Annotated in this window: 22 protein-coding genes and 1 pseudogene; 2 read left to right on the plus strand and 21 right to left on the minus strand. The window is 25.7% G+C overall.

Translation table 11 applies throughout. The features are described 5' to 3' along the window. Positions 1 to 85: 85 nt before the first annotated feature. From I2E83_RS13575 to I2E83_RS13585, 3 genes are all read right to left on the minus strand, one after another. Positions 86 to 760: a response regulator transcription factor gene (locus tag I2E83_RS13575; RefSeq protein WP_195430410.1), complete on the minus strand. Its 675-nt coding sequence runs from the start codon at positions 758 to 760 to the stop codon at positions 86 to 88. Positions 761 to 1,806: 1,046 nt separating this feature from the next. Further along, entirely contained in the window at positions 1,807 to 2,541 is a 735-nt protein-coding gene (locus I2E83_RS13580) for a glucose 1-dehydrogenase (RefSeq protein ID WP_195430411.1), read from the minus strand. Positions 2,542 to 2,957: 416 nt separating this feature from the next. After that, entirely contained in the window at positions 2,958 to 3,113 is a 156-nt protein-coding gene (locus I2E83_RS13585; protein WP_008678881.1) for a DUF6132 family protein, read from the minus strand. 184 nt (positions 3,114 to 3,297) lie between these two features. On the opposite strand from I2E83_RS13585, the gene I2E83_RS13590 reads away from it, so the two are divergent. Next, entirely contained in the window at positions 3,298 to 3,852 is a 555-nt protein-coding gene (locus I2E83_RS13590; protein WP_195430412.1) for a class I SAM-dependent methyltransferase, read from the plus strand. A gap of 488 nt (positions 3,853 to 4,340) precedes the next feature. Here the strand turns inward: I2E83_RS13590 and I2E83_RS13595 are convergent, their stop codons facing one another. The 12 genes from I2E83_RS13595 to I2E83_RS13650 form a co-directional block, all read right to left on the minus strand. After that, a complete protein-coding gene (locus I2E83_RS13595; RefSeq protein WP_195430413.1) occupies positions 4,341 to 5,198 on the minus strand; it encodes an AraC family transcriptional regulator in 858 nt (285 codons plus the stop codon). Between the two features lie 365 nt (positions 5,199 to 5,563). Continuing rightward, entirely contained in the window at positions 5,564 to 6,181 is a 618-nt protein-coding gene (locus tag I2E83_RS13600) for a DUF1062 domain-containing protein (protein ID WP_195266747.1), read from the minus strand. Between the two features lie 247 nt (positions 6,182 to 6,428). Next, entirely contained in the window at positions 6,429 to 6,959 is a 531-nt protein-coding gene (locus I2E83_RS13605; protein ID WP_195266746.1) for a helix-turn-helix transcriptional regulator, read from the minus strand. Positions 6,960 to 7,015: 56 nt separating this feature from the next. After that, positions 7,016 to 7,864 carry a sialate O-acetylesterase gene (locus tag I2E83_RS13610; RefSeq protein WP_195430414.1) on the minus strand — a complete coding sequence of 283 codons (849 nt, stop codon included), beginning with the start codon at positions 7,862 to 7,864 and terminating at the stop codon, positions 7,016 to 7,018. Between the two features lie 279 nt (positions 7,865 to 8,143). Next, the gene (locus I2E83_RS13615; RefSeq protein ID WP_243249645.1) at positions 8,144 to 9,259 is read right to left on the minus strand and encodes an ATP-binding protein; all 1,116 of its coding nucleotides are present in this window, start codon (positions 9,257 to 9,259) and stop codon (positions 8,144 to 8,146) included. Further along, entirely contained in the window at positions 9,249 to 9,944 is a 696-nt protein-coding gene (locus I2E83_RS13620; RefSeq protein WP_195266744.1) for a response regulator transcription factor, read from the minus strand. Before I2E83_RS13620 ends, I2E83_RS13615 begins: the two co-directional genes overlap by 11 nt. Positions 9,945 to 9,958: 14 nt before the next feature. Further along, complete coding sequence (locus tag I2E83_RS13625; protein ID WP_195430415.1) at positions 9,959 to 10,615, minus strand: M15 family metallopeptidase; 657 nt, start codon at positions 10,613 to 10,615, stop codon at positions 9,959 to 9,961. Positions 10,616 to 10,850: 235 nt separating this feature from the next. Beyond that, positions 10,851 to 12,380, minus strand: coding sequence for a hypothetical protein (locus I2E83_RS13630; protein WP_195430416.1), 1,530 nt, complete (start codon positions 12,378 to 12,380; stop codon positions 10,851 to 10,853). Positions 12,381 to 12,898: 518 nt separating this feature from the next. Then, a complete protein-coding gene (locus I2E83_RS13635) occupies positions 12,899 to 13,102 on the minus strand; it encodes a DUF4177 domain-containing protein (protein ID WP_195266741.1) in 204 nt (67 codons plus the stop codon). 406 nt (positions 13,103 to 13,508) lie between these two features. Next, positions 13,509 to 14,075, minus strand: coding sequence for a zeta toxin family protein (locus tag I2E83_RS13640; RefSeq protein WP_195430418.1), 567 nt, complete (start codon positions 14,073 to 14,075; stop codon positions 13,509 to 13,511). 1 nt (position 14,076) lies between these two features. Continuing rightward, positions 14,077 to 14,241: a hypothetical protein gene (locus I2E83_RS13645; protein ID WP_195430419.1), complete on the minus strand. Its 165-nt coding sequence runs from the start codon at positions 14,239 to 14,241 to the stop codon at positions 14,077 to 14,079. Between the two features lie 649 nt (positions 14,242 to 14,890). Beyond that, positions 14,891 to 15,724, minus strand: a complete 834-nt coding sequence (locus I2E83_RS13650; RefSeq protein WP_195430422.1) for an Rpn family recombination-promoting nuclease/putative transposase — start codon at positions 15,722 to 15,724, stop codon at positions 14,891 to 14,893. A gap of 547 nt (positions 15,725 to 16,271) precedes the next feature. Here I2E83_RS13650 and I2E83_RS13655 point away from each other — a divergent pair. Then, on the plus strand, positions 16,272 to 17,531 hold the full coding sequence (locus I2E83_RS13655; RefSeq protein WP_207738514.1) for a conjugated bile salt MFS transporter: 1,260 nt from the start codon (positions 16,272 to 16,274) through the stop codon (positions 17,529 to 17,531). Positions 17,532 to 17,805: 274 nt separating this feature from the next. Here I2E83_RS13655 and I2E83_RS13660 read toward each other — a convergent pair whose 3' ends face one another. The 6 genes and pseudogenes from I2E83_RS13660 to I2E83_RS13685 form a co-directional block, all read right to left on the minus strand. After that, the gene (locus tag I2E83_RS13660; RefSeq protein ID WP_195430426.1) at positions 17,806 to 18,531 is read right to left on the minus strand and encodes a DUF2812 domain-containing protein; all 726 of its coding nucleotides are present in this window, start codon (positions 18,529 to 18,531) and stop codon (positions 17,806 to 17,808) included. Positions 18,532 to 18,546: 15 nt separating this feature from the next. Beyond that, positions 18,547 to 18,867 (minus strand): annotated as a pseudogene (locus I2E83_RS13665) (PadR family transcriptional regulator). A gap of 295 nt (positions 18,868 to 19,162) precedes the next feature. Then, complete coding sequence (locus I2E83_RS13670; protein WP_195430429.1) at positions 19,163 to 19,711, minus strand: DUF1697 domain-containing protein; 549 nt, start codon at positions 19,709 to 19,711, stop codon at positions 19,163 to 19,165. Between the two features lie 230 nt (positions 19,712 to 19,941). Continuing rightward, positions 19,942 to 20,382: a GNAT family N-acetyltransferase gene (locus I2E83_RS13675; RefSeq protein ID WP_195430431.1), complete on the minus strand. Its 441-nt coding sequence runs from the start codon at positions 20,380 to 20,382 to the stop codon at positions 19,942 to 19,944. A 262-nt stretch (positions 20,383 to 20,644) separates the two neighbouring features. Then, positions 20,645 to 21,013: an ACT domain-containing protein gene (locus I2E83_RS13680; RefSeq protein WP_195430434.1), complete on the minus strand. Its 369-nt coding sequence runs from the start codon at positions 21,011 to 21,013 to the stop codon at positions 20,645 to 20,647. Between the two features lie 53 nt (positions 21,014 to 21,066). Beyond that, positions 21,067 to 21,414 (minus strand): isochorismatase family protein, encoded by a 348-nt coding sequence (locus I2E83_RS13685; RefSeq protein ID WP_195430458.1) that lies wholly within the window; start codon positions 21,412 to 21,414, stop codon positions 21,067 to 21,069. Between the last annotated feature and the right edge of the window lie 192 nt (positions 21,415 to 21,606).

Consider the following 21,606-nt stretch of genomic DNA (forward strand, 5'->3'; position numbering starts at 1 on the left):
TATTATTTTTTCCATATTTAAATAATAAAATAAAAATATTAAAATAAGATTTTTAATTTATCAAGAAAGTATAAAGTTTTATAAATTAATTATCCTGCATTTTATATCCTATACCCCAAACTGTTTTTATATATGATTCTCCATTTTTTAATTTATTACGAAGATTACTAACATGTACTGTAACCACTCTTTCATCAAAAAGATATTCTTCAGACCAGACGCTTTCAAATATATTCTGTTTTGTAAATACTTTCTTTGGATTACTAATTAACAGTTCTAATATTCTATACTCTTTTACAGTAAGCTCAATAGCCTCATCTTTAATAGTCACTATATGATTTTCACTATCTAAAACTAAGTCTTTGAATTTGTATATATATGTTTTATCTGGTAATGAACCCTTGTTTATTCTTCTTAACACTGCTGATATTCTTACAATTAATTCCTCATTGTTGAATGGCTTTGTTATATAATCATCTGCTCCATTTCTCATTATCTCAAGTTTAGTATCCAAATCATCTTTTGCTGATACACATATAACAGGAATTTGCAATTTATTAATTTTAGTTAAAACCTCTTCTCCACTTAATCCTGGTAGCATTAAGTCTAATAACACTAAATAAAAGGACTCTTTTTCTAATAACAAAAGAGCCTCTGTACCAGAAAATGCAGCTACTGTTTCATATTTGTTCTTTTTTAATAAAGTTTGTATCATCTTATTAATTTGAGGATCATCCTCTACGATTAATATCTTATTCATTCATCTCCCTACCCTTCCATAAACAATCTAATTTTCATCCAAATTTTTATTTATTTATGTTTTTTTACAGTTAATAATTATTATGTAGCACTACATAACACATGCTCTATGAGTATATTGTATATTTTTATTGTATAATATACAATTATTTTCCATTTAGAATTTCCATGATACAAGATAAAATTTTGATTATTTTCTTTTGCTACATAAGTAATATTGAAAAACTCTTTTGATTAAATTAAAAATTATATTCACTCTGATTTATTATAGGGTATTTAGGTTATAAAAATAGCCTTAGGCAAGATATATAAATGCCTAAGGCTATCCTATAGTTTTAATCTTTAAATATTATGGATAGTCTTTTAAATCCTATCTCAATAACTTTTATCTCTTAATATGTGAATGTATTATAATTTCTATTTATTTTGTATTACATTCTACAGTATTACAAATCCAATAAACAAAGTCTCTAAATATATTAAATTACTTATTACAAGATTCTTTACTGCTAATACATATGTATATTGGCTGGATGTATCTTTTATTTTCTAAGTCATCTTCCATTTCATAAATACTATTAGCCAGCATTGTAGTTTCTATTCCTGTTACAGCTGGTAACTTAATTATAAAAATAGATATAATAAATCCTTTGTAAAAATATCCGCTAATTTTAAAAACACTGCTTCTATTTTAGGAAGTGCCTCTCTTCCTTTTTGTATTAAATACAGGCTATTAATACGATTATCCTTTTCATCTGTCTCTACCTTAAGTTTATTATATTTATTGATGTTTATATTGGACGTTGTACATATCTATACTGCTGTAAGTTTGCTAAAAATCAATCGTATTAACTGATAAAATTAGCATAGCAACTTATTATATCCATAGTAAAGTAAAAAAAAGTAGTATTAGGAATTTATATAACTTGCCTAATACTACTTTTTCATTTATTTAAAATGTTTATCAATTATATTAATATATAAAATATAAAAAATGTAGAGCCGACTGTAAATTCGAAGTTACTATTTTTATAACTTACTCTTAATTTACATTGCAGTTAATCCACCATCGATAACAAATTCTGATCCTGTTGAATAACTTGATTCATCTGAAGCAAGATAAAGTACTAGATTTGAAACTTCTTCAGATTTAGCCATTCTTCTAATTGGAATTTGTTTAGAAAGTTTCTCAATCACTTCATATGAATCTCCTTCAGTAACCATCGGTGTTTCTATTACACCTGGATGTACTGAATTAACTCTAATTCCAAGTGGTGACAATTGAATTGCTGCTGCCTTTGTCATTCCACGGACTGCAAATTTTGTATCTGTATAACCAATTGCCCCACCTACTAATCCATTCATAGATGAAATATTTACTATTGAACCATTTCCTGATTTCTTCATAGAAGCCGCTACTGCCTTAGTCCCAAGAAAAACAGATACTTGATTTATATCTACAATTTTTCTATATTCATCTTCAGTAATTTCTAATAAAGGTTTATTTATACTTATACCAGCATTATTCACTAAAATATTAACTTGTCCAAATATTTTTTCAGTATCCTCTACAACCTTTTCCCAACTAGCGGCATCTGTAACATCTTGTTTTATAAATTTCACATTAGCACCTATTTCTTTCTCTAGTATTCTACCTTGTTCTTCATTTAAGTCAGTAAAGACAACTTTTGCACCTTCACTTGCAAATAAACGTACATGAGATGCTCCCATACCTCTTGCTCCACCAGTAATAATTGCCACTTTATTTTTTAAACGTTCCATTTATAATTTCTCCTTAACTAATTTTTTTTATTTATATCATATTCATTAATTCATATCTATTTTTAGATATTACAATTTTTGAATTGAACCTACAGGATAATTGTTATTTATTAGCAAATATCATCCTGTAATTATATATATTTTCTTTCTTACTAACAAATAGTTAGTTCAGCTTAAAGTATCTATAAGCTTATAACTAACACCAATATAAAAGAAGATGAATAAACTGTAGATTGGTCAATCACATAAATGTGAACAACAAACCTAAGGTTTTTATTCTTTCTTTGAAAATTCTACAACTATTTTTTTCAATACATACTGCCACCAATGATTGATTATAATACCTAAAAGAAAACTTGGAATTTTTATTTTCTTTGCCTATCTTAGATTATAAAATGCTAATTATTTTTAGACTTTTAAGAAACAAATAGATTTGCTAAAAGAGCACCATATATAATAGATACATATTTATTAGAAGTTATTGGACATGTTCCACTGGCACATCCAATTTTTTTATAGTATATATATCCTAATAAAGCACCAATAATTGAAGCAATAATATATTTTCCCATAATTAAAAATCTCCTTATTATAAAAGTATTTGTTATATCTAATATTAAGATAAAAATAAATTTTTATATGTAACTTAGTCACTGAAATATATATTAAATTAAGTTATTATAATTTATATAATAAGCATGTATTTATTTTACTAAAAATAAACTATAACATTTCATTTAGTAAAGGAGACTATAAATGAATAATCATAAATTTGATGTAAAAAAATTAAATAAACTAAATGATCCTGAAAGATTAAGTTTAATTGATTTAGATAAAATTATAGAAGAATTACAATTATCTAAAGATAGTACAATTATAGATATTGGTATAGGTACTGGTATATTTTCCGAAGCCTTTTTAAGTAAATTACCAAATTCTAAGGGATTAGGATTTGATATTTCTGAAGATATGATTAAATGGGTAAAGGAAAATAGAAAGGATGCCTCAACTGGAAGGCTATCCGTAGCAATAATGAGTGAAAATGAAATACCTTTAGCTGAAAATACTGCTGACTTAGTTTTTATGATTACAGTTCATCATGAACTAAAAGATCCTGTAAGCTTATTAAAAGATGCAAAAAGAGTTTTAAAAAATGATGGTAAGCTTTTAATTTGTGATTGGAAAGAGGGAGTTCATAAGCACTTTGTAACAAAGGAAAGTATATTACAAGACTTGGACTTGTCAGGATTTAAAAACATTAAAGAATTAAATAACTCAAATAAATTAATTTCTTTAATTGCTACTAAGTAGTTTTATTATATTAGATCTGTGGAAATAGTATTTAAATATTATTTCCATAGCTTTATTTGTAAATTTAAGAGCGACTAGATAATTTTGTGTAGTTTTTATTTTTATTGTTTTTTATATTACTGGAAATTTTTATTTCCAGTAATATTTTTTTATCTAATTTAGTACATACAGTTTCATATTTTTTTATAATCTGTGGCTCAAGTTTTACATTTTTTAATTTCTTCATTGTAATCAAAGTTAGTATCAATTTTCTTTGTCATAATAATTCCTCCAAAATTTTTGTGGTATATTATTCTATAACTACCAACTGTTCATACAAAAAATAGTAGATAGTTTTGCTTTTACGCAAGACTATCTACTGCCCTAAATTTAATACATGTTAAATCAAAATTTTACCTCTTTTACTATTCTCATTTAATGCTTTTTCAACGATATCTAGACCTATCACTTCTATTTATTGATATCTTTAATCTCAAAATTCCATTACGTTATTTTCTCTTTACTGGAATCCAAACTTCACAATAGTAATTTTCATCTGAAATCCCTTTTTCATACTCACTTGGATCACTATACATTTCTACATTATAACCTGCAGCAATCTCATAATCTCTACAGTTTGGTAACCACTCTGAAAATATTTTCTTATTAGTTTCTTGAATTGATGTTTTTCCTTGTCCATAACAAGGGAAAACAGCCCAAGTAAACTTAGGAATTGTTTTAACTATATACCCTTCCATGCCTTCTTTCTCTTTAGAATAATCCTCTGCAATAAGGTACTCAAATTCATTGCCGCCCATTTCCTCATCAATGTTAATACCATACATTCCACATATATCCTTTAGTTTTCCTTGTGAAATATGCTCATTCCAGAATAAAGGTACCTCTGTAAATGCTGTATCATATTTAAATTTCTTAGATGCTCCTATAACCTTAAATGAATCCTTCTCAACTATTTTATAATCCATGATATATCCACCTTCCAATGAAAATTTAATTTTAAGGGCAACAAATGACTTTATCATAGCACCCTCTTTACGAACTGCAGATGGTGTAACCCCATGAAATCGTGTAAAAGCTTTAGTAAAGCTATCTGGAGAATCATATCCATACTTTATTGCAATATCTATTATTTTTTCATTACTAGATAAGACTTCACTGCCGGCAAGTGCAAGTCTTCTTCTCTTAATGTATTCACTTACAGAATAGCCACATAACATTCCAAATCCCTTTTGAAAATAAAAAGGAGAAATATTTACCTTATCTGCAATTTCTTTAATGGATAAATCCTCTGTAATATTTTCTTCAATATAAGAAATAGCTTCTCTAATACTTTCAATCCATTCCATAATTTTAACCCCTTTCAATTCGTTAATCTAATCTTATCATCATAAAAGATTGATATCCCGACTTTTTAAGCTTTCTTTTGTCCTATAATTATTATATCAAAAAGTGAATACGATAATTATCTTATAACAGGTATCTCATATAATATTGAATTAATTTTTCCAATTAAAATCTATTAATTAATTTATCTTTTTAGCTTACATAACGGTGTTTTTAATTATAAAAATAGTCTTAACCATTAATTTTTCTTGATTAAGACTACTTTTCTTATTTATTTATGATATTTTCCATCATTAGTAAAAAGCATTTATCGGTCTATACTAAACTTCTATATCTGAATTACATTCATACATATCTATATAGTAGCTTATATTATAGCTTGTAAAACTTCTATATTTTCTACTTCCTTCAAAACATGTATCTCCATCCCATCTCTTACTCTTGTATTTAATGAATTTTTAGAATCATCAATGAAGATTATTCCTTTTTTATGCATATCTTTTATCTTACTTCTTGGAAGCCCAAGTTTATCACTTAAGAGCTTATCAACTCTCATTTCTATTGGATACTTACAAATAATTTCAATAACTAGTTCATTTTCTTTTATATAATCCGCCTCTAATTTTCTTTGAATTAAGTTATAATTTACATCTTCAAAAATAACTCCAGCTTTATTTTTATTATATACACTTAAATTAAAGGCATATTCTCTAGCTAATCCCTTGTCATTAGAAAGAAATTTTTCATATTCATATTTATTAATATCATTAGGATTTATTCTTTCATATATTGTCATATTCCAAGTAGATTTACATTTTTCACATTGATAAATTAGCCAAATATCAATGTTATTTTTATTTGCATTTACTCTAAATTTTTCACTATTTATATAATGTGATTTTTGATTACATTTAGGACAATTCCTTTTAACTATTGGTAAATTCTCAGGAACTATTTCCCATTGGTATTTTTTTAAATAGCTCATTTTACTCCTCCTAGTCATTCAATTTTTAGGATTTGCAAAGGCTATTTCATTACATTTTTATAATAATGCAATAGCCTCTGCTATGCATTAAAAATATCTCTTGTCATAAAGAATTCCTCCAGTCTTTTGTAATGTATATTTATATTTTATCAGCACTACATAGTGCATAGAACCTCATTCTTATTTAGTAAATAAAAATGAGCCAATATGATAAGATCATAATGGCTCATTTTTTTATAGTAAAAGATTATTTATTCATGTTACTATCATGTAAATTTTTTAATAAATCTTCAAACCATTTAAGATTTACTAAATGATGAGAAAGTGAATTTTCCATCATCTTTCTAAAATACGTCTCAACAGTATTATCATTTCTAATAGATTCTTCTAATAAAAAAATTCTATCCTTAGTTTGTTCTATTTGAATTTCTATTATTTTTTCTAAGTCCTCTTTTTTATATTCATCAGCAAATAACATTGTCCCATAAAAAGGTAAATTTATATACTCAGTTTTACATCCATACTTATACATTAACTTTTCAAACTCTTTATTTCCCAATTCTGTTATTATATAATTTTGAGTTTCTCTAACATTATTTAACTTATCAACTCTTTTAATATATTCTTTTTCTTCCAATTTTTGAAGATTGTAATAAAAAGATCCTTTGGTAAAATTCACTATATATTTGTAGTGTCTCTCTTCCATTAATGATAGTAATTCGTATCCATAAGAACCTGGATTTTGTTTTATTAAACCTAATATTAATAATGGTATCAAAATATTATCCCCTTTATATTTTTCAATTTGTAATACACTATTTTTTAATTATATCATTAGTCATTATTAATTTTTGTAACTTGAGCTAAAAATTCATCATATGATATTTTCCCTAATGCAAAATTCATACTTTTCATATATATTTTCTCCGTCTTAGTATGTACTCTTGAACAAATTGAATTTACTAAATCACCTTCATTTGTTAATGGTTCTAATACATGCTTTCTATTATAAAAAGCCTCAAAATATCTTAATCCAAATTTTCTTTGAGAAATTGCATCAATATGAATTCCATCAGGATTAGAAGTTAAGCCTGATGCAGTAACAAAATAACATTTATCTTGTTCAATTGCAAACTTTTCTAATTCTTGATTGATAAGATTATATTCAGTGCAACCTTTTCCAAATCCTTCTTTTCCTAAAAAATCTGGTAATCCACCAATAATAACTGGAATGTTTTGAGCATTTAAATCTTTTCTAAGAGCTTCAATTATTAACAGTAACTTTTCATAGTATGTTTTGTAATTCCCATTATGACTATCACTTTCCCCTTGATGCCATATAACTCCAACCAATTCACTACTTTGCATAGCAAATTTGGCTTCATTTATTGCATGTCTAAAAAGTACTTTATCTACAGCCCACTCATCTATTGAACTTCCTCCTTCTGCGCAGGGAACTAAGCCAATAATATCATCTTCATTCTTACAACACCATGCCTCTGCAAATGAACTTGCTAGACTTACTCCTGCAACAGGTCTGTCATAATTAATTGGTTCAGTCATCATTTGCCATCTACCATTACGCAACATTTGTATCCTTTCATTATAAATTGGAGGCACTTCACTAATAAAACCTCTACCTGCCATATTTGACTGGCCTAACATTAAAACTGATTTAATCACTTTTTTCATCCTCTCTTTTATTGATGTAAAATTAATATAACTCATCAATAGTCTAATTAGACTATTTTTACATAATCATTATAGTCTAATTAGACTATTTGTCAACTATTCTCTTTATCATTAATACTCTCTAAAATATAAAAACTTCTATATGTAATATAATTACACATAGAAGTTTCTTGTAAATACTATCTTTATTTATTACAGTATTCTTAACTATAATATATATTTATATTTTAGATTTATTTTATTATAATAAATTAGTAAAAAAATTATATGCTAAGCTTCATTATAGCTTAGTGGTAATCTTATCTCAAAAATAGTTTTATTCTCATCACTACTTACTGAAATAAAACCGCTGTGTAATTCAATAATATTTTTTGTTATTGCTAATCCCAATCCTGTTCCTCCTATTTCTCTATTCCTAGATTTTTCAACTCTATAAAATCTATCGAAAATATGAGGCAAATCTATTTCAGGTATAGCCTCTCCATAATTAATAATTTGAACAATTGCCATAGAATCTTCAGCTTTTGTTATAATATCAACGTAATATCCCTGTTTTCCATATTTAATCGAATTAGATAATAGATTTTCAAATGCTCTTACTAACTTTCTTGCATCCGCATATACTATTAACTTATCCTCTGAAAAATTAATTCTTTCCTTCATATTTTCTTTTTTAAACTCATTTTTAAAATACACCACCAATTGTCCTAATAAATCTACTAAATTTATTTGTGATCTTTCTAAAACAATACTGCTATTTTGCATTTTTGTTAATTCAAACAAATCATTTATAAGTAAACTTAGATCTTTAGACTTTTGATATGCTATATTGATATAATATCTAAGTTCCACCTCATCTTTATACTTATCAGAATCAATAAACTCTAGATATCCTATTATTGATGTTAATGGAGTTCTTAAATCATGCGAGACATTAGTTATTAAATCATTTTTAGTTTTCTGAGCTTTTCTCTCCTCTATCATAATCTCTTTAAGTTGGGTTGATATATTATTTATATTATCTACTAAACTTTTCATATAACCAGATGCTTTAATATCTATTAATTTATCTAAATTTCCCTCTACCATTATCTCTGTTTCTTCTATAATTGTAGCTAAGTCCTTATTTTTTTTGTACGTTATTGCGTAATTTATAATTAAAAATAAAGGTAAAGCTACAATTATATAAAGATATCTGCCAATATCCTCATACTGTAGTGTGTTCCATAAACTCCATATAAAGTCAATAATCTTAATATTTGTATACCTATATAATAAAATTATTAATTCTCTAATTAGACTTGCTGTTATATATGTTAACACTACTGATATTGCTATTTCACCTATTGGTTTTATCCAACAATTAACAATTATTTTATTTTTCAATTTTGTATCCAACTCCCCATACAGTATGTATTATCTTATCTCCATATGAGTTCTGTTCCAATTTATCTCTTAATCTGCTCATATGAACCATAACTGTATTATTTGATTGATAATATTTCTCTTTCCATACTCTTTCAAAAATTTCCTCCGCGCTAAAAACTCTTCCCCTATTAGTAGCTAACAAATATAAAATGTCAAATTCTCTTGCTGTAAGTACTACTTCATTTTTATTTACCGTCACCCTATGCTGTCTCTTATCTATAATCATATTGTCAATAATTATTATATTATCTGAATTTGATATTTTAGAATTTAAAAAATATGTCCTTCTAATTAGTGCCTTTATTCTAACTATTAATTCTAAGCTATTAAAGGGTTTGCATATATAATCATCTGCCCCAGTCATTATTCCCTGTATTTTATCCATATCCTCAACTTTTGCACTTAACATTAAAATAGGAATATTGTTATTTATTCTTACTCTTTTACAAACCTCTAATCCATCTATATCTGGCATCATAATATCTAATACTATCAAATGAATTACTTCTTTATTTAATATTTCTAACGCCTCTTTGCCACAACTAGCTTTAAATACAAAATATCCTTCACTTTTAAGATTTATCTCTAATAAATCTCTAATTTCTTTTTCATCATCTACTACAAGAATATTATTATAACTCATATTTCCTCCACACTTTATTTTTTTAGGTATTCTTCTAATGTAATTCCATTAACATAAATATATTTTGCCACATCTTTTCCTACATATCTAATATGCCAAGGTTCATATTCTATTCCAGTGATTCTTTTTTTATTCTTAGGATACCTTATAATAAATCCAAATCTACTGCAATTTTTTTCAAGCCATTCAGCTTCTAGTGTTCCTTCAGCAAAATACTTATACTCATTAGTAATATCTATACATAATCCTGTTTGGTGTTCACTAAATCCAGGTTTAGCTACATATGCATCTGCACTTCTTTTACCTTCATCTCTTACCCTATCATTATATATAATCTCTTGAGATTCATAAGACCTATATCCAGAATTACCTTTTAAGATTATTCCATCTTTTTTAGCTTCATTTATTAATTCTTCTAATGGTTCTTTTATAATTCCTGCTACCTGTTTTTCTTCATTTGTTACTTCATCAGAAAATGGTATTTCAGGTATGGTTAATCCTATGGGTATATAGCTTTTATCTAACCCATTTTTTTTATTTACTAAAATTAAAATATCATTTACATTACTATTTCTTTTTTCTATTCTAGTATAGTTTATACTATTTACTCCATACCAACATAATAACAATATTATTATAAACACTAGAATTGATTTAAATACTCTTTTCATATCTTCTACTCCCCCTCGCGCATTATGACTTTATTGTAGAAGATAGAGTTTACATCAATTATAAAAAATTCTTACGAAACCTTAAGTTTTTAAATTCATTTATATTTTTGATAAATAATATACTATTAACCTTATAATATGCTACTTAACTTACAAAACTAGCCTTAACAAGTTATGCTCCTTGATTAAGACTAGTTTTATCATTTATTTATGGTACTGTTCACCATTTATTATTTTAAATCCTTCCCTTCCTAACCATAACCTCAAACCACTTCTCCCCACTACCAATTTCATTTCTATTCCCATCTACGGCTATAATTCTTAAGTTTGACGTATTATCTAGTCTCAACTTTTCTTTATATTCATTTATTGTTGTTCTTAAGTTGAAGTGGCTTCCATCTACATAATGAAGTATGCATATAGTTTTATTATAATCTTCTATTAATTCTCTAAATAAGCCATTTATATGTCCATCATCACAATTGAAAGCAAATCCACACACGCAAATGATATCTGATTCTTTAAACTTATTAAACATATCTACGTATCTTTTAGACATCTTAACTGAGGTTAATGGTTTTATACCACTTTGAGTAAATAAGAAAGGTACTATTATATGCTTTTTCTCTTTGTTTTCATCAAAGGATATTATTTTATTTAAATATGGATCATAGTAATCATTTATCGATCCATTTAGGTAATAGACATCTTCCTTAGTTATATCTTCTATAAATGAATTGTAGTTTGTTGTTCCTATTGCATTTATATCTACAAATTCTTTTAGATATAAAACATCATGATAATATCCATTGCCTTCTTTTATTCTTTCTGTATTGCTTTTAGCTATTGATTCTATATATCTTTTTACTGTATATAAAAATATAACTATTTTGTTGAATTTACCCCAATCTGTTTTTGGACTATAAATGTATCTCCAGTTAGAATCAATTAATGTTTGATAATCTAATGCTTTTGAATATATATCTTCTAATATCTGCAATCCAAATTTAGTTATTTTCTCTTCATTACTGTAGTCTTCTCTTATATTTAAATCTTCATTTTCTATTAATAGTTCTAAGCCTTTCATGCCTGTATTTGTATAATCTAATGTAAATATTGCTCCAAGATCATCAAATAAATCTATGCTTTCTGGACTATCATAAAAAATTCCATCATTTAATCTATGTATTAAATCTTCACCTAAAGATCCTATTAATAGTTCAAGTATTGCTCTTGTTATATTTCTTATATTTAACTTAAATGGATAACTCACATTTTCTATTTCCAGAAGTTTTAAAAATGCTGAAAAATAGTTACTTCCAAAAATGGAGTTATCTCCTCCTAGCAATGGATTTAACTTTATTATGTGAGAATAATTATAGGCGCCTAATTCTAATCCTGTTATATCTAAAAATACTTTATCAATATCAAGTCCATTATCATACAACCTTTGTGATATTAAGTTAACCTTTTCATCAAAGTTATTTAAGTAATCTAAAATATTGTTTCTTTTGTTTTCTAAACTACCTTTTACGATTGATTCATATTGTGTCTTTGTAAAAGCAGTTAGTTTTTTATTATCAAAGCCTTCTGGTAACCACCTTGCATAATTTGATTGCTTATCAACATTATTTAATTGTTCTTTTAAATTTATCTTATCATCACTAGTATTCATTCTAAAAATATCAAGTGCGAACTTTCCACCTGATGGTAGTCCATATGAACATTCAGCACCAGCTCCAAAAAACAAAGAAACTTTAGTCATAATCCTCCCCCTTTAACAATACTCTTTATGTTAATTATAGCACATATTACATTTATTAACATAATATTACACTTATAAAATACATATTAATTTCTTACTATAATAATAAGCAAATTTTCATGTATCTCCACTGTTTAAATAGCTAATTAAATAGCTAAACAAATTCACTTATTTGATATGTTTAAGCAATTTATAAATGTTAACTTGCTAGTTCACTTTAACAAATCTCACTTAATCATCATAAACTTTTTCTTACCATAATTAAAATTCAAATTATACATATTATAAAAAATGTAGTTACCTTATTTATAAATAAAGTAACTACAAAATTTTTCTCTTTCCATATGAAGTAAATAATAATGGTATTTTTTCATTATATTTCTCACTTCTAAAAACAAAAACTCTTACCTGCATCCCTAAATACAAGTAAAAGTTTTTTCTTTTCTAAATTAATAATATATATTTGTATTAATTTTTATATACATCAATTTATGTTTCCGTAAAACTGGAATTTATAATTATAATTTTTCAAACACTAATGTCGCTTGAATTCTATCTCCGCCAAGCATCCCTTTACTTCCTGATGCCGCAGTAGTAATTGTATGTAATCGATATCCTTTTTCAGCTTGAGTATTTATGACTTTTTCTAATTCCGTCAAATTCCCCGACCCTGTTCCTATAAATTTTTCTTTTAACACTACTTGCATCACTACGTAATTCATAAAAGTTCCCCCTTAAGTTTTAAAGTTATTTCCAAATTAATATTCATCTTGATTATATATTATTGCATATAATTAGTCTATAATTACCAAAAGTAAATATAAGTTATCTATTAAATCTTGATTCTATATAGTGTGCAATAAATTGGAGCCCTATATAGAATCTTTCTAGCGATTTCTCCCCATGAAAATAGTGCTTATGTTCTTATATTTATAATCCTTGCAAAAACTTTTATAATATACTCAAAATCATTTAGGCTACGAATCAAAAATTTAATATCAACTAAAAATATCTTAATATAACCTCTTAGAGGAATCCTCTTAAATATATAATTAATAGATCTCAAATTCAAATTTTGGTTATAATTTTATATAAATATAGCTAGTAAAACTTTTATAATTTTACTAGCTACTTTTGAAAAATACTATCTGCCCAATTAGGTATTTTTTTATCTCTCCATATTATTTCATCATTTTTAAAATACATAATTTCTCTTAATACTTCTGTATTATCGTATATATTTACTTCATCACATATTCGAATTACATCATTTAAATTCTTTAGTGAATCATAATATCTTCTTTCTATATCTTTATCAGGTATTCCGTGCCCACCTTTACTTACTCTAATTTTAACTCTCTCTTTAGCAATTTCAGGACCTTCTACCCCTATATAATTCATAACTATATAAAAACCTTTTTCCTTTGCAAATCTCATATTCTTTATTATACTTTTGCCAGATAGTGTTGTTTCTTGGTTAAAAGATATGTCTTCCAAAATATATTGTTTTATTAACTTAACAGCTTCTCTTGCGCACTTAACTTGAAGATTATTATCTTTCCAAGATCCAATTCTAGCTACCATTTCATCAGTATTTATTCTTTTCTCATCTTTATTTTCATTATAATATATAGATTTGTATATTGAAGTTTTGCCTGCACCGTTAACTCCTGCAAAAATTGTATAAGTTGGCATACTATTCACCTATAACTTTCGCCTGTTCTTTTTGTAATACCAAATTAGATAATGTCATATAAAAGTCTTGTTCTTCTTTTGTCGTTGCCTTTTTAAATAATTCCTTTAATTGACTATATGAATATTTTATAAAAATATCATACAGATTAATATCCTTATTTTCCAATTAAATTACCTCCTTTATAAAACATCTATACAAATATTATATACCAACCTCAATGGATTATAAACCTAATACTTTATAATTTTAGTTCTCCACATATACGATTCTCATTATTCCTGCAAATGATGTTTTTTACATTTTCAAATATCTTGAATAGAATTTATAAAGACTTTTAATCATTAGATATTATCGCTATAGGCTTATTTTTTATCTAATATACTTATGAGCTCTTTATCATCTAATCTCATTTATTCATGATAAACTCCTTCTTAACATAAATAAAACTTCAAACTATAGATATTATAAAAATTCATCAATCATTGTTCCTCTTCCGATTTCTTCCCATAAAATAATCCATCACGTCTCATGCTTTTATCATTCTTACATAACTCCGGCAAAACTTTTATATTTAACTGAAATCTCCACTGATGGCATCAATAAATCCTAAAAAATATTCATAATCTTTTCCTCTAGATTACCATATAACAGAATAAATTGCTGAAATAAATTATGTTAATATGCCACATAAAGCTAAAGCAATGATTCATTTATTTTTTATACTTACCTATCTAAAATTTAAATAGTAAATTGCAATTTTAAGTTTTAATTATGTATTTTTATAAAAAAATAAGATAGGGTTTCACCTATCCTACTAACTTTTATCTCTTAATAATTTAATTTTTTCTATATTCAATCCAGTTTTCATAGCTATTGTTTCATTATCTAAAATATCTAATAAATTTTTAGCTATCTCTATTGCTTTTCTTTCTTCTGCTGAACTAATCATATTAGCTCTTTCATGCAGTGATCTTTCTCTCTCATAATAAATTCTCATAGCTTCTTCATCACTACTTAAGTATTCGATTTTTTGTTCAGCTTTTTCTATTGCTGTATCCAAACTCATCAACTCCTTTAATGTAGTTTCAGATATATCTTTTTCTAAAAACATAAGCCATCTTTCTATGTCGTTTTCTTTGTAATCTTTATTTTTCTTGTTTCTGAATTTAGGTAACTCTAAGAAATGGATTTCTACGACATCTGTTAACCTATAATCCTTCTCTATATCTTCCCATAAATGGAATGAAGATTGATAACTATCTGTTCCTAAAAATTCAAAATCTAATATATTTATAGTTATAACTTTTTCTAAACTAGTATAATCTTGTCCTTGCTTTATGTTTTCAAGATACATCTTTCCCCAATAAAATAATGTTCTTTTATCCATATTTCCTTGATTTGTAAGCTGTACTTCTATATCTATGTTTTCACCTTTAGAAGTTTTTGCTCTTACATCAATAATTCCTGTTTTATCTAAAATAAGTTCTTTAGTTAATTGTTTATTGTCAATAATTTCGACTTCTACAATAGGTTCCTTTTTAGTTCTCTTTAAAACTGCGTTTATAAATGATATTAGAATATCTTCATTACCTTTTTCACCAAATATTTTCTTAAATATAAAATCATTCAATGGTTTTACTTTTCTCATATATAATTTGCCTCTTTAATTTTAATCTTTAGTTAAATTATTATCCTGTACTTACTTTATTATAACATTAATTAAAAATTTGTTTACTATAAACTTGATATTTAAATTTATTTACAATTTTTATAATAGTTTCTACTGCTTTTTCTTCATCTCTTATTTATATTGCTAAAGATAGGTCTAATGAATATTTATGGTCTTCACAAAAATCAAATACTGCAGCAACTTTTTTAGCACGCTCTATGACTTCTTCTTGCCATAATTAAAATTCAAATTATACATATTATAAAAAATGTAGTTACCTTGTTTATAGATAAAACTTCTATTTTTTTGAATTCATGTTTATTTTGAATTCATGTTTATTTTGAATTCATGTTTGATTTTAAATTTGTTAAATATATTTTTTTATACTGTATATAAATATTTTCATATATCACATAATAAGTATTTGATTATATGTAATATAAGATATCTATATTTAACAGATTAAATGCAAATATATATAATAAAAATAGAAATTTATTAAATAGACAATGGAAGGAAATATATTATGAAAAAAGATAAATTGTTAATTAACAATAATAGAAAAAAATATTTAATAGTATTCATATGTATGTTTATGCAAGCTATTCCATTTGCAATTGCACAAAATATTCAACCATTATTTATACCATATGTAATTAATAAGTTTGATTTTTCATTAGCATCATTCTCATTAATTTTTACATTTGGAGCATTAGCATCTGCTACATTTTCACCCTTTTTAGGTAAATTATTTGGTAAGATAAATATAAAAATATTATTTATAGTAGGAACAGTATTATCATCATTAGGATTTTTAGGTTTTGGTTTTGCTCAAACATTACCTCAATTTTATATATTATCTGGAGTATGTCAAGTAGGATGTGTTCTATTGTCAAGCTTAGGAGTGCCATATGTAATAAACAATTGGTTTCCTAAAAAAGGTAGAGGTATAGCATTAGGTGTAGCATTTTCTGGGGGATCTATAGGTAATGTGTTTTTACAAGAAATCACATCACAAATGTTAGCATCAAAGGGATCAAGTTATAGTTATATAGTATTTGGGATAATTTCATTGCTATGCAGTTTACCAATAATACTATTATTTATGAGAATGCCTAAAGCTAATGAAGTAGAAGTAGTTGAGGAAAACTCTAATGAATCTAATATGGAAGATAATAGATTCAAAGGTTTAGGTGTAAAAGAAACAACTAAGAATAAGTATTTTTGGAGATGTTCAATAGGGTATGCAATAATAGCAATTGCTATATCTGCATTAAGTACTCAATATGCAACCTATTTTACAGGAGAACTTGGAATGAGTGCAACATTAGTTGGTACATTAGGTTCAGTATTTGCATTATTCGGTTTAATAGGAAATATAACTGGAGGAGTTTTATTTGATAAAATAGGTACATTAAAAACAATGTCTATGTCATTTGTACTTTCAATGGTAGCTGTAATAGGATTACTTATTTCAAGTAAAGTTCATAGTTTAGCATTTTTATTCTCGATAGCATATGGTTTAAATGTTTATTCATATATGTCAGCACCAGCATTTATGACTACAGATGTATTCGGTAAAAAAGACTCTAGTGTAATACTAGGTATTATAAATCTTATATTCGCATTAGGATATGCGTTAGGGTCAACCTTATTTGGGGTTATAGTAGATAATTTTGGCTTTAATATGGGATGGATAGTAATGATAGGATGTTTGCTTTTAGGATATATTTTATTACTTACATCAATAAAAAAAGTTAAAGATCAAAATAAAAAGTTTATATAAGGTAAATATTAGGATCTAAGAAAATGAGAAAAATATATTTCAATAGTAATATTATAACAATTAATGATAAAGAATCTAGAATATATGTAGTTTTAATTGAAAATGGAAGTATAATAAAAGACTAATTGTAAAATGAAATTCAAATTTAAATTTTAATTTTATATAAATATAGCTAGTAAAGCTTTTATAATTTTACTGGCTACTTTTGAAAAATCTCATTTGTCCAATCAGGTATTTTTTCTCTCCATATTATCTCGTTAATCTTGAATAGAATTTATAAAGACTTTTTATATTTCTTATAGTAATCTAAACTTAAAACAATATCAAAGGCACCTAAAATTATATATAGTAATGAAGAATATTTCTTCTCAATTAAATTTAAAATTCCTAACACCAAAAACATAACACCTGCAAATGCATATAATTTCCATGTAATTTTGTTATTTATTGCTTCACTTTTACATCTACCATTTCTTTTTATTTGCTTAATTCTAGAGTTATACGCTAAGTAAGGCATAAAATTAAAGACAAATATAAAAATATCAATTACTAATAACGCTAAGATAATCAGAAATATAGGTCTTATAGCTATTGCAGAAAAAACTGACAACCCTATCAATAATATAGCCATTATTAAAGAATAGATTGTTCCCCTTCTCGTTTGATTTCTTACACGTGTATATTTATCTATTTCCGATTTACTATCACTATAAATAGGCTTAGTCCCAGCTTGCGCTAAAAAAATATGCATTTGGTTATTGACAGAAAGAACAAGCTCCCATCCTGCTTCTTTGAATATGGTAAAATACTCTCCATCGACATCCAATTGATAATCTAAACTATACACTATATTTTGAGGTTTATCTTTTCTTAGCTTATAGAAAAAACCTCCTACTATATCTTCTAGTATCCAACCTTGACTCGCATAATTTTTTAGTTTTTCCATATCACTTTCTTCACTAAAAGCAAGACCATTAATAATTACATATTTACTTTTCAAGAATATCACCCTTTCCTAACCCAAAAATTTTTCAGCAAATTTAACCATCTGCTTTTTACGTTCAATCTCTTTTATAAGCATCTCTTACCCTTTATTGGTTATTTTATACACCTTTTTATTTTCATCTGTATCACAACTTAACTCAACTAAATCTGCTGCTAAAAGCTTTTTTAGTGTTGTATAAAGCGATGCAGGACCAATAGTAACTTCATTATCAGTAAACTTCTCAATAGTCTTCATAATTAGGTAACCATGCTTTTCATCAATAACACTAGATAAAATATAGAAAGCAGAATCTGTTAACTCCCCAATATCAATAGAATCTTTTCTTGGCATAAAATTCTCCTTCGTACTTTTTATATCATTTATCATCATAAGCGTTCTCTTATCATAAGTAAAAATTCAAACTATACCCATTATACAAAAATGTAGTTACCTTATTTATAAATAAAGTAACTACAAAATTTCTCTCTTCAAATGAAATATATAACTTCACTACTCATATGTAACTAAAATAAATATTATTAATTTTGAAACAATAAATATAGGTAATTTATTAAAATATTGATTCTATATAATCTGAAATAAATATTACTACCGTATAATAATTCTACTATTGCTATTATCCTAATTAAACCTCATTTAATCCCTTCATAATTTCATATATTTTACGGGTAGTATTAACATTTCTTGCTGTCATTTTTTTATATGCGTCAGTTCCTATAAATTTATTTAAGCCGCTTTTCGTAATATTTTCTTTATCTAATGTCCATAAAATTGCTCCTTGTACATACATAACTGTATCTATTTCTGGTTTAATTTTTAATTCATCAATCACTGTTTCTTTATCGATTTCTTCCCATAAAAATAATACATCACTTCTCATGTATTTATCATTTTTCCATGACTCTGGCAAAAGCTTCATCATATTCTCAAAATCATCTATACTACGAATCAAAACTTTAATATTTAACTGAAAATCTCTAAATATAGCCTCTTCTAAAAGTTCTATTATTTCTTTCTTTGTGTGCTTCATATCGATAAAAATTACATTCCCAGAATTTATATATGTAATAACAGATTCCATACCTATTCTTTCAAATGTTTTTTTTAGAAGTTTCATATCTATTTTGTTGTTTCCCCCAACATTTATTCCTCTTAGTAAAGCAACATAAATCATTGTTTTCCCCCTTAATTTTTTTGATTAATTCATTTTATATATTTCTACACTAGTTTTTAAAACGAAGTTATTTTTCTTATGTTCATCGCGCTGTAAGTAAAAAAGCATAAGTTTTCCATCCTACAACATAATTAAGCTCATTTCAATTTCAAGTTTCTATAATATTTTTTATATCATCATCTTCTTAGAAAATCCCTTAATAGATTGGATTTATCTATTAATATACTATCTTATTTTCCTAAAACAATAAGATCCCCTAGTATTTTAAATCCATTTTTTTGATAGAAATTACATGAAGGATAATCTCTTTCTGTGTTAAGTATCATTCCTTCAACTTTTTCATTAATTAGTAATTTTTCTATATCTTTTAAAAACAAGCTGCCAATACCTTTTCCTTGAAGATCATAGCTTATACAAAATTCATCTATATAATATTCCATACCACCTATCCAAGACTTTTTCATTCCTAAGCTTAATGCTACAATCTTTTCATCTAACAATCCTATATATCCTAAGAAATAATTATTTCCCATATGATTTATAAAAAAATCCTTTACCTGCTCTCTTGAATCATATTCATCATACCAAGGTTCTCTTGAAAATGTATCTATAAATAAGTCTATGCATTCTTCCAAATTCTCTTCTGTTAACTTAATTACTTTTAACTTCATTTTACCCCGCCCCCTTTAAAATTAATACCTAAATCCACCACCAATCAAAGCCATCTGCCACTAACTACTCTTTTTTCTAACAGAATTTTGTTCTTATATTTAATTATTGCAGATGTACCTATATGATTAGGTTAATTTCATTTAGGTGCATTTATATCTATATAATAAAATTTTGAATTTGACATATTTATTTCACCTCTAATTTATTAATTAATTTGTATGAGGATTAATTTTTTGAAACAATCTAAATGCATATTAAAATTTATCGCTTTATTATATATCCATTGTGTTCAAGAACTTTTATTGATTTTTCAAAATTTTCTTCTTTAGTTAAAATATAATCTGTATTATATGTAGATACTGCAAATATCCCAATTTTATTCTCTGATAACAAAGTTGATATTTTTGATAATATACCAATAAGTGAAAAATCTAATGCACCTTGTATTCTAAATGCTTTCCATCCATTATCACATTCAATTACATTTTTAGGCACCATATTTGTACTACATACTAATGATAATTCTTCATCTGTCTTTCCTATAAAACAAAATTCATCTGAATAATTTACTTCTGATAGATCTTGTATTTTACAAATTGAAAAATCCTGATTTATTATTTTTATTTCCATTTATTACTCTCCTTTTTAACTTCATATTTTCCTATGAGTAATATAATCGAACTTTAAATACTCATTTTTCTAATTGTTTCATCTAATGAAATACATTCTGCATATCTTCCATTCCACATAAATTCATTATGATATTTATAGCTTTGTTCTGCTGTCATAAATTCATTATCTATCGTTGTATTTGCATTTTGTGGAACTAAAATATGGAATCCATGTTCAAAACCCTCTGTTCCTTTGGCTAGATCTCCGCCCTCTCCATCATCATGACGTATATATATTACTTCAATGCTATTTTCCCTAGCCTTGTTTATTGTTTCTTTAACATTAGATACAAATGTGTCAAACCTATATAATTTTTCATTTGTTATTGACTTTTGTGTATCAATTACCAATAAAGCAATTTTAATCTCCTTATTAACTCTTTTTTGCTTAATCTAGTTATTAACCAAGATCATAATATAAATTGTTTTATAATTATTGTATATTACTTTGGTGCTTTGGTAAATCATTTGATACTATTACGAACTAATAGTCTTTGAAAATTGAATAATACGGTATGAAAATATATGATATAATTAAGTCAAGTAATATTG

This window comes from Clostridium sp. D46t1_190503_E9 (genome assembly GCF_015555225.1).
GTDB lineage: Bacteria > Bacillota > Clostridia > Clostridiales > Clostridiaceae > Clostridium.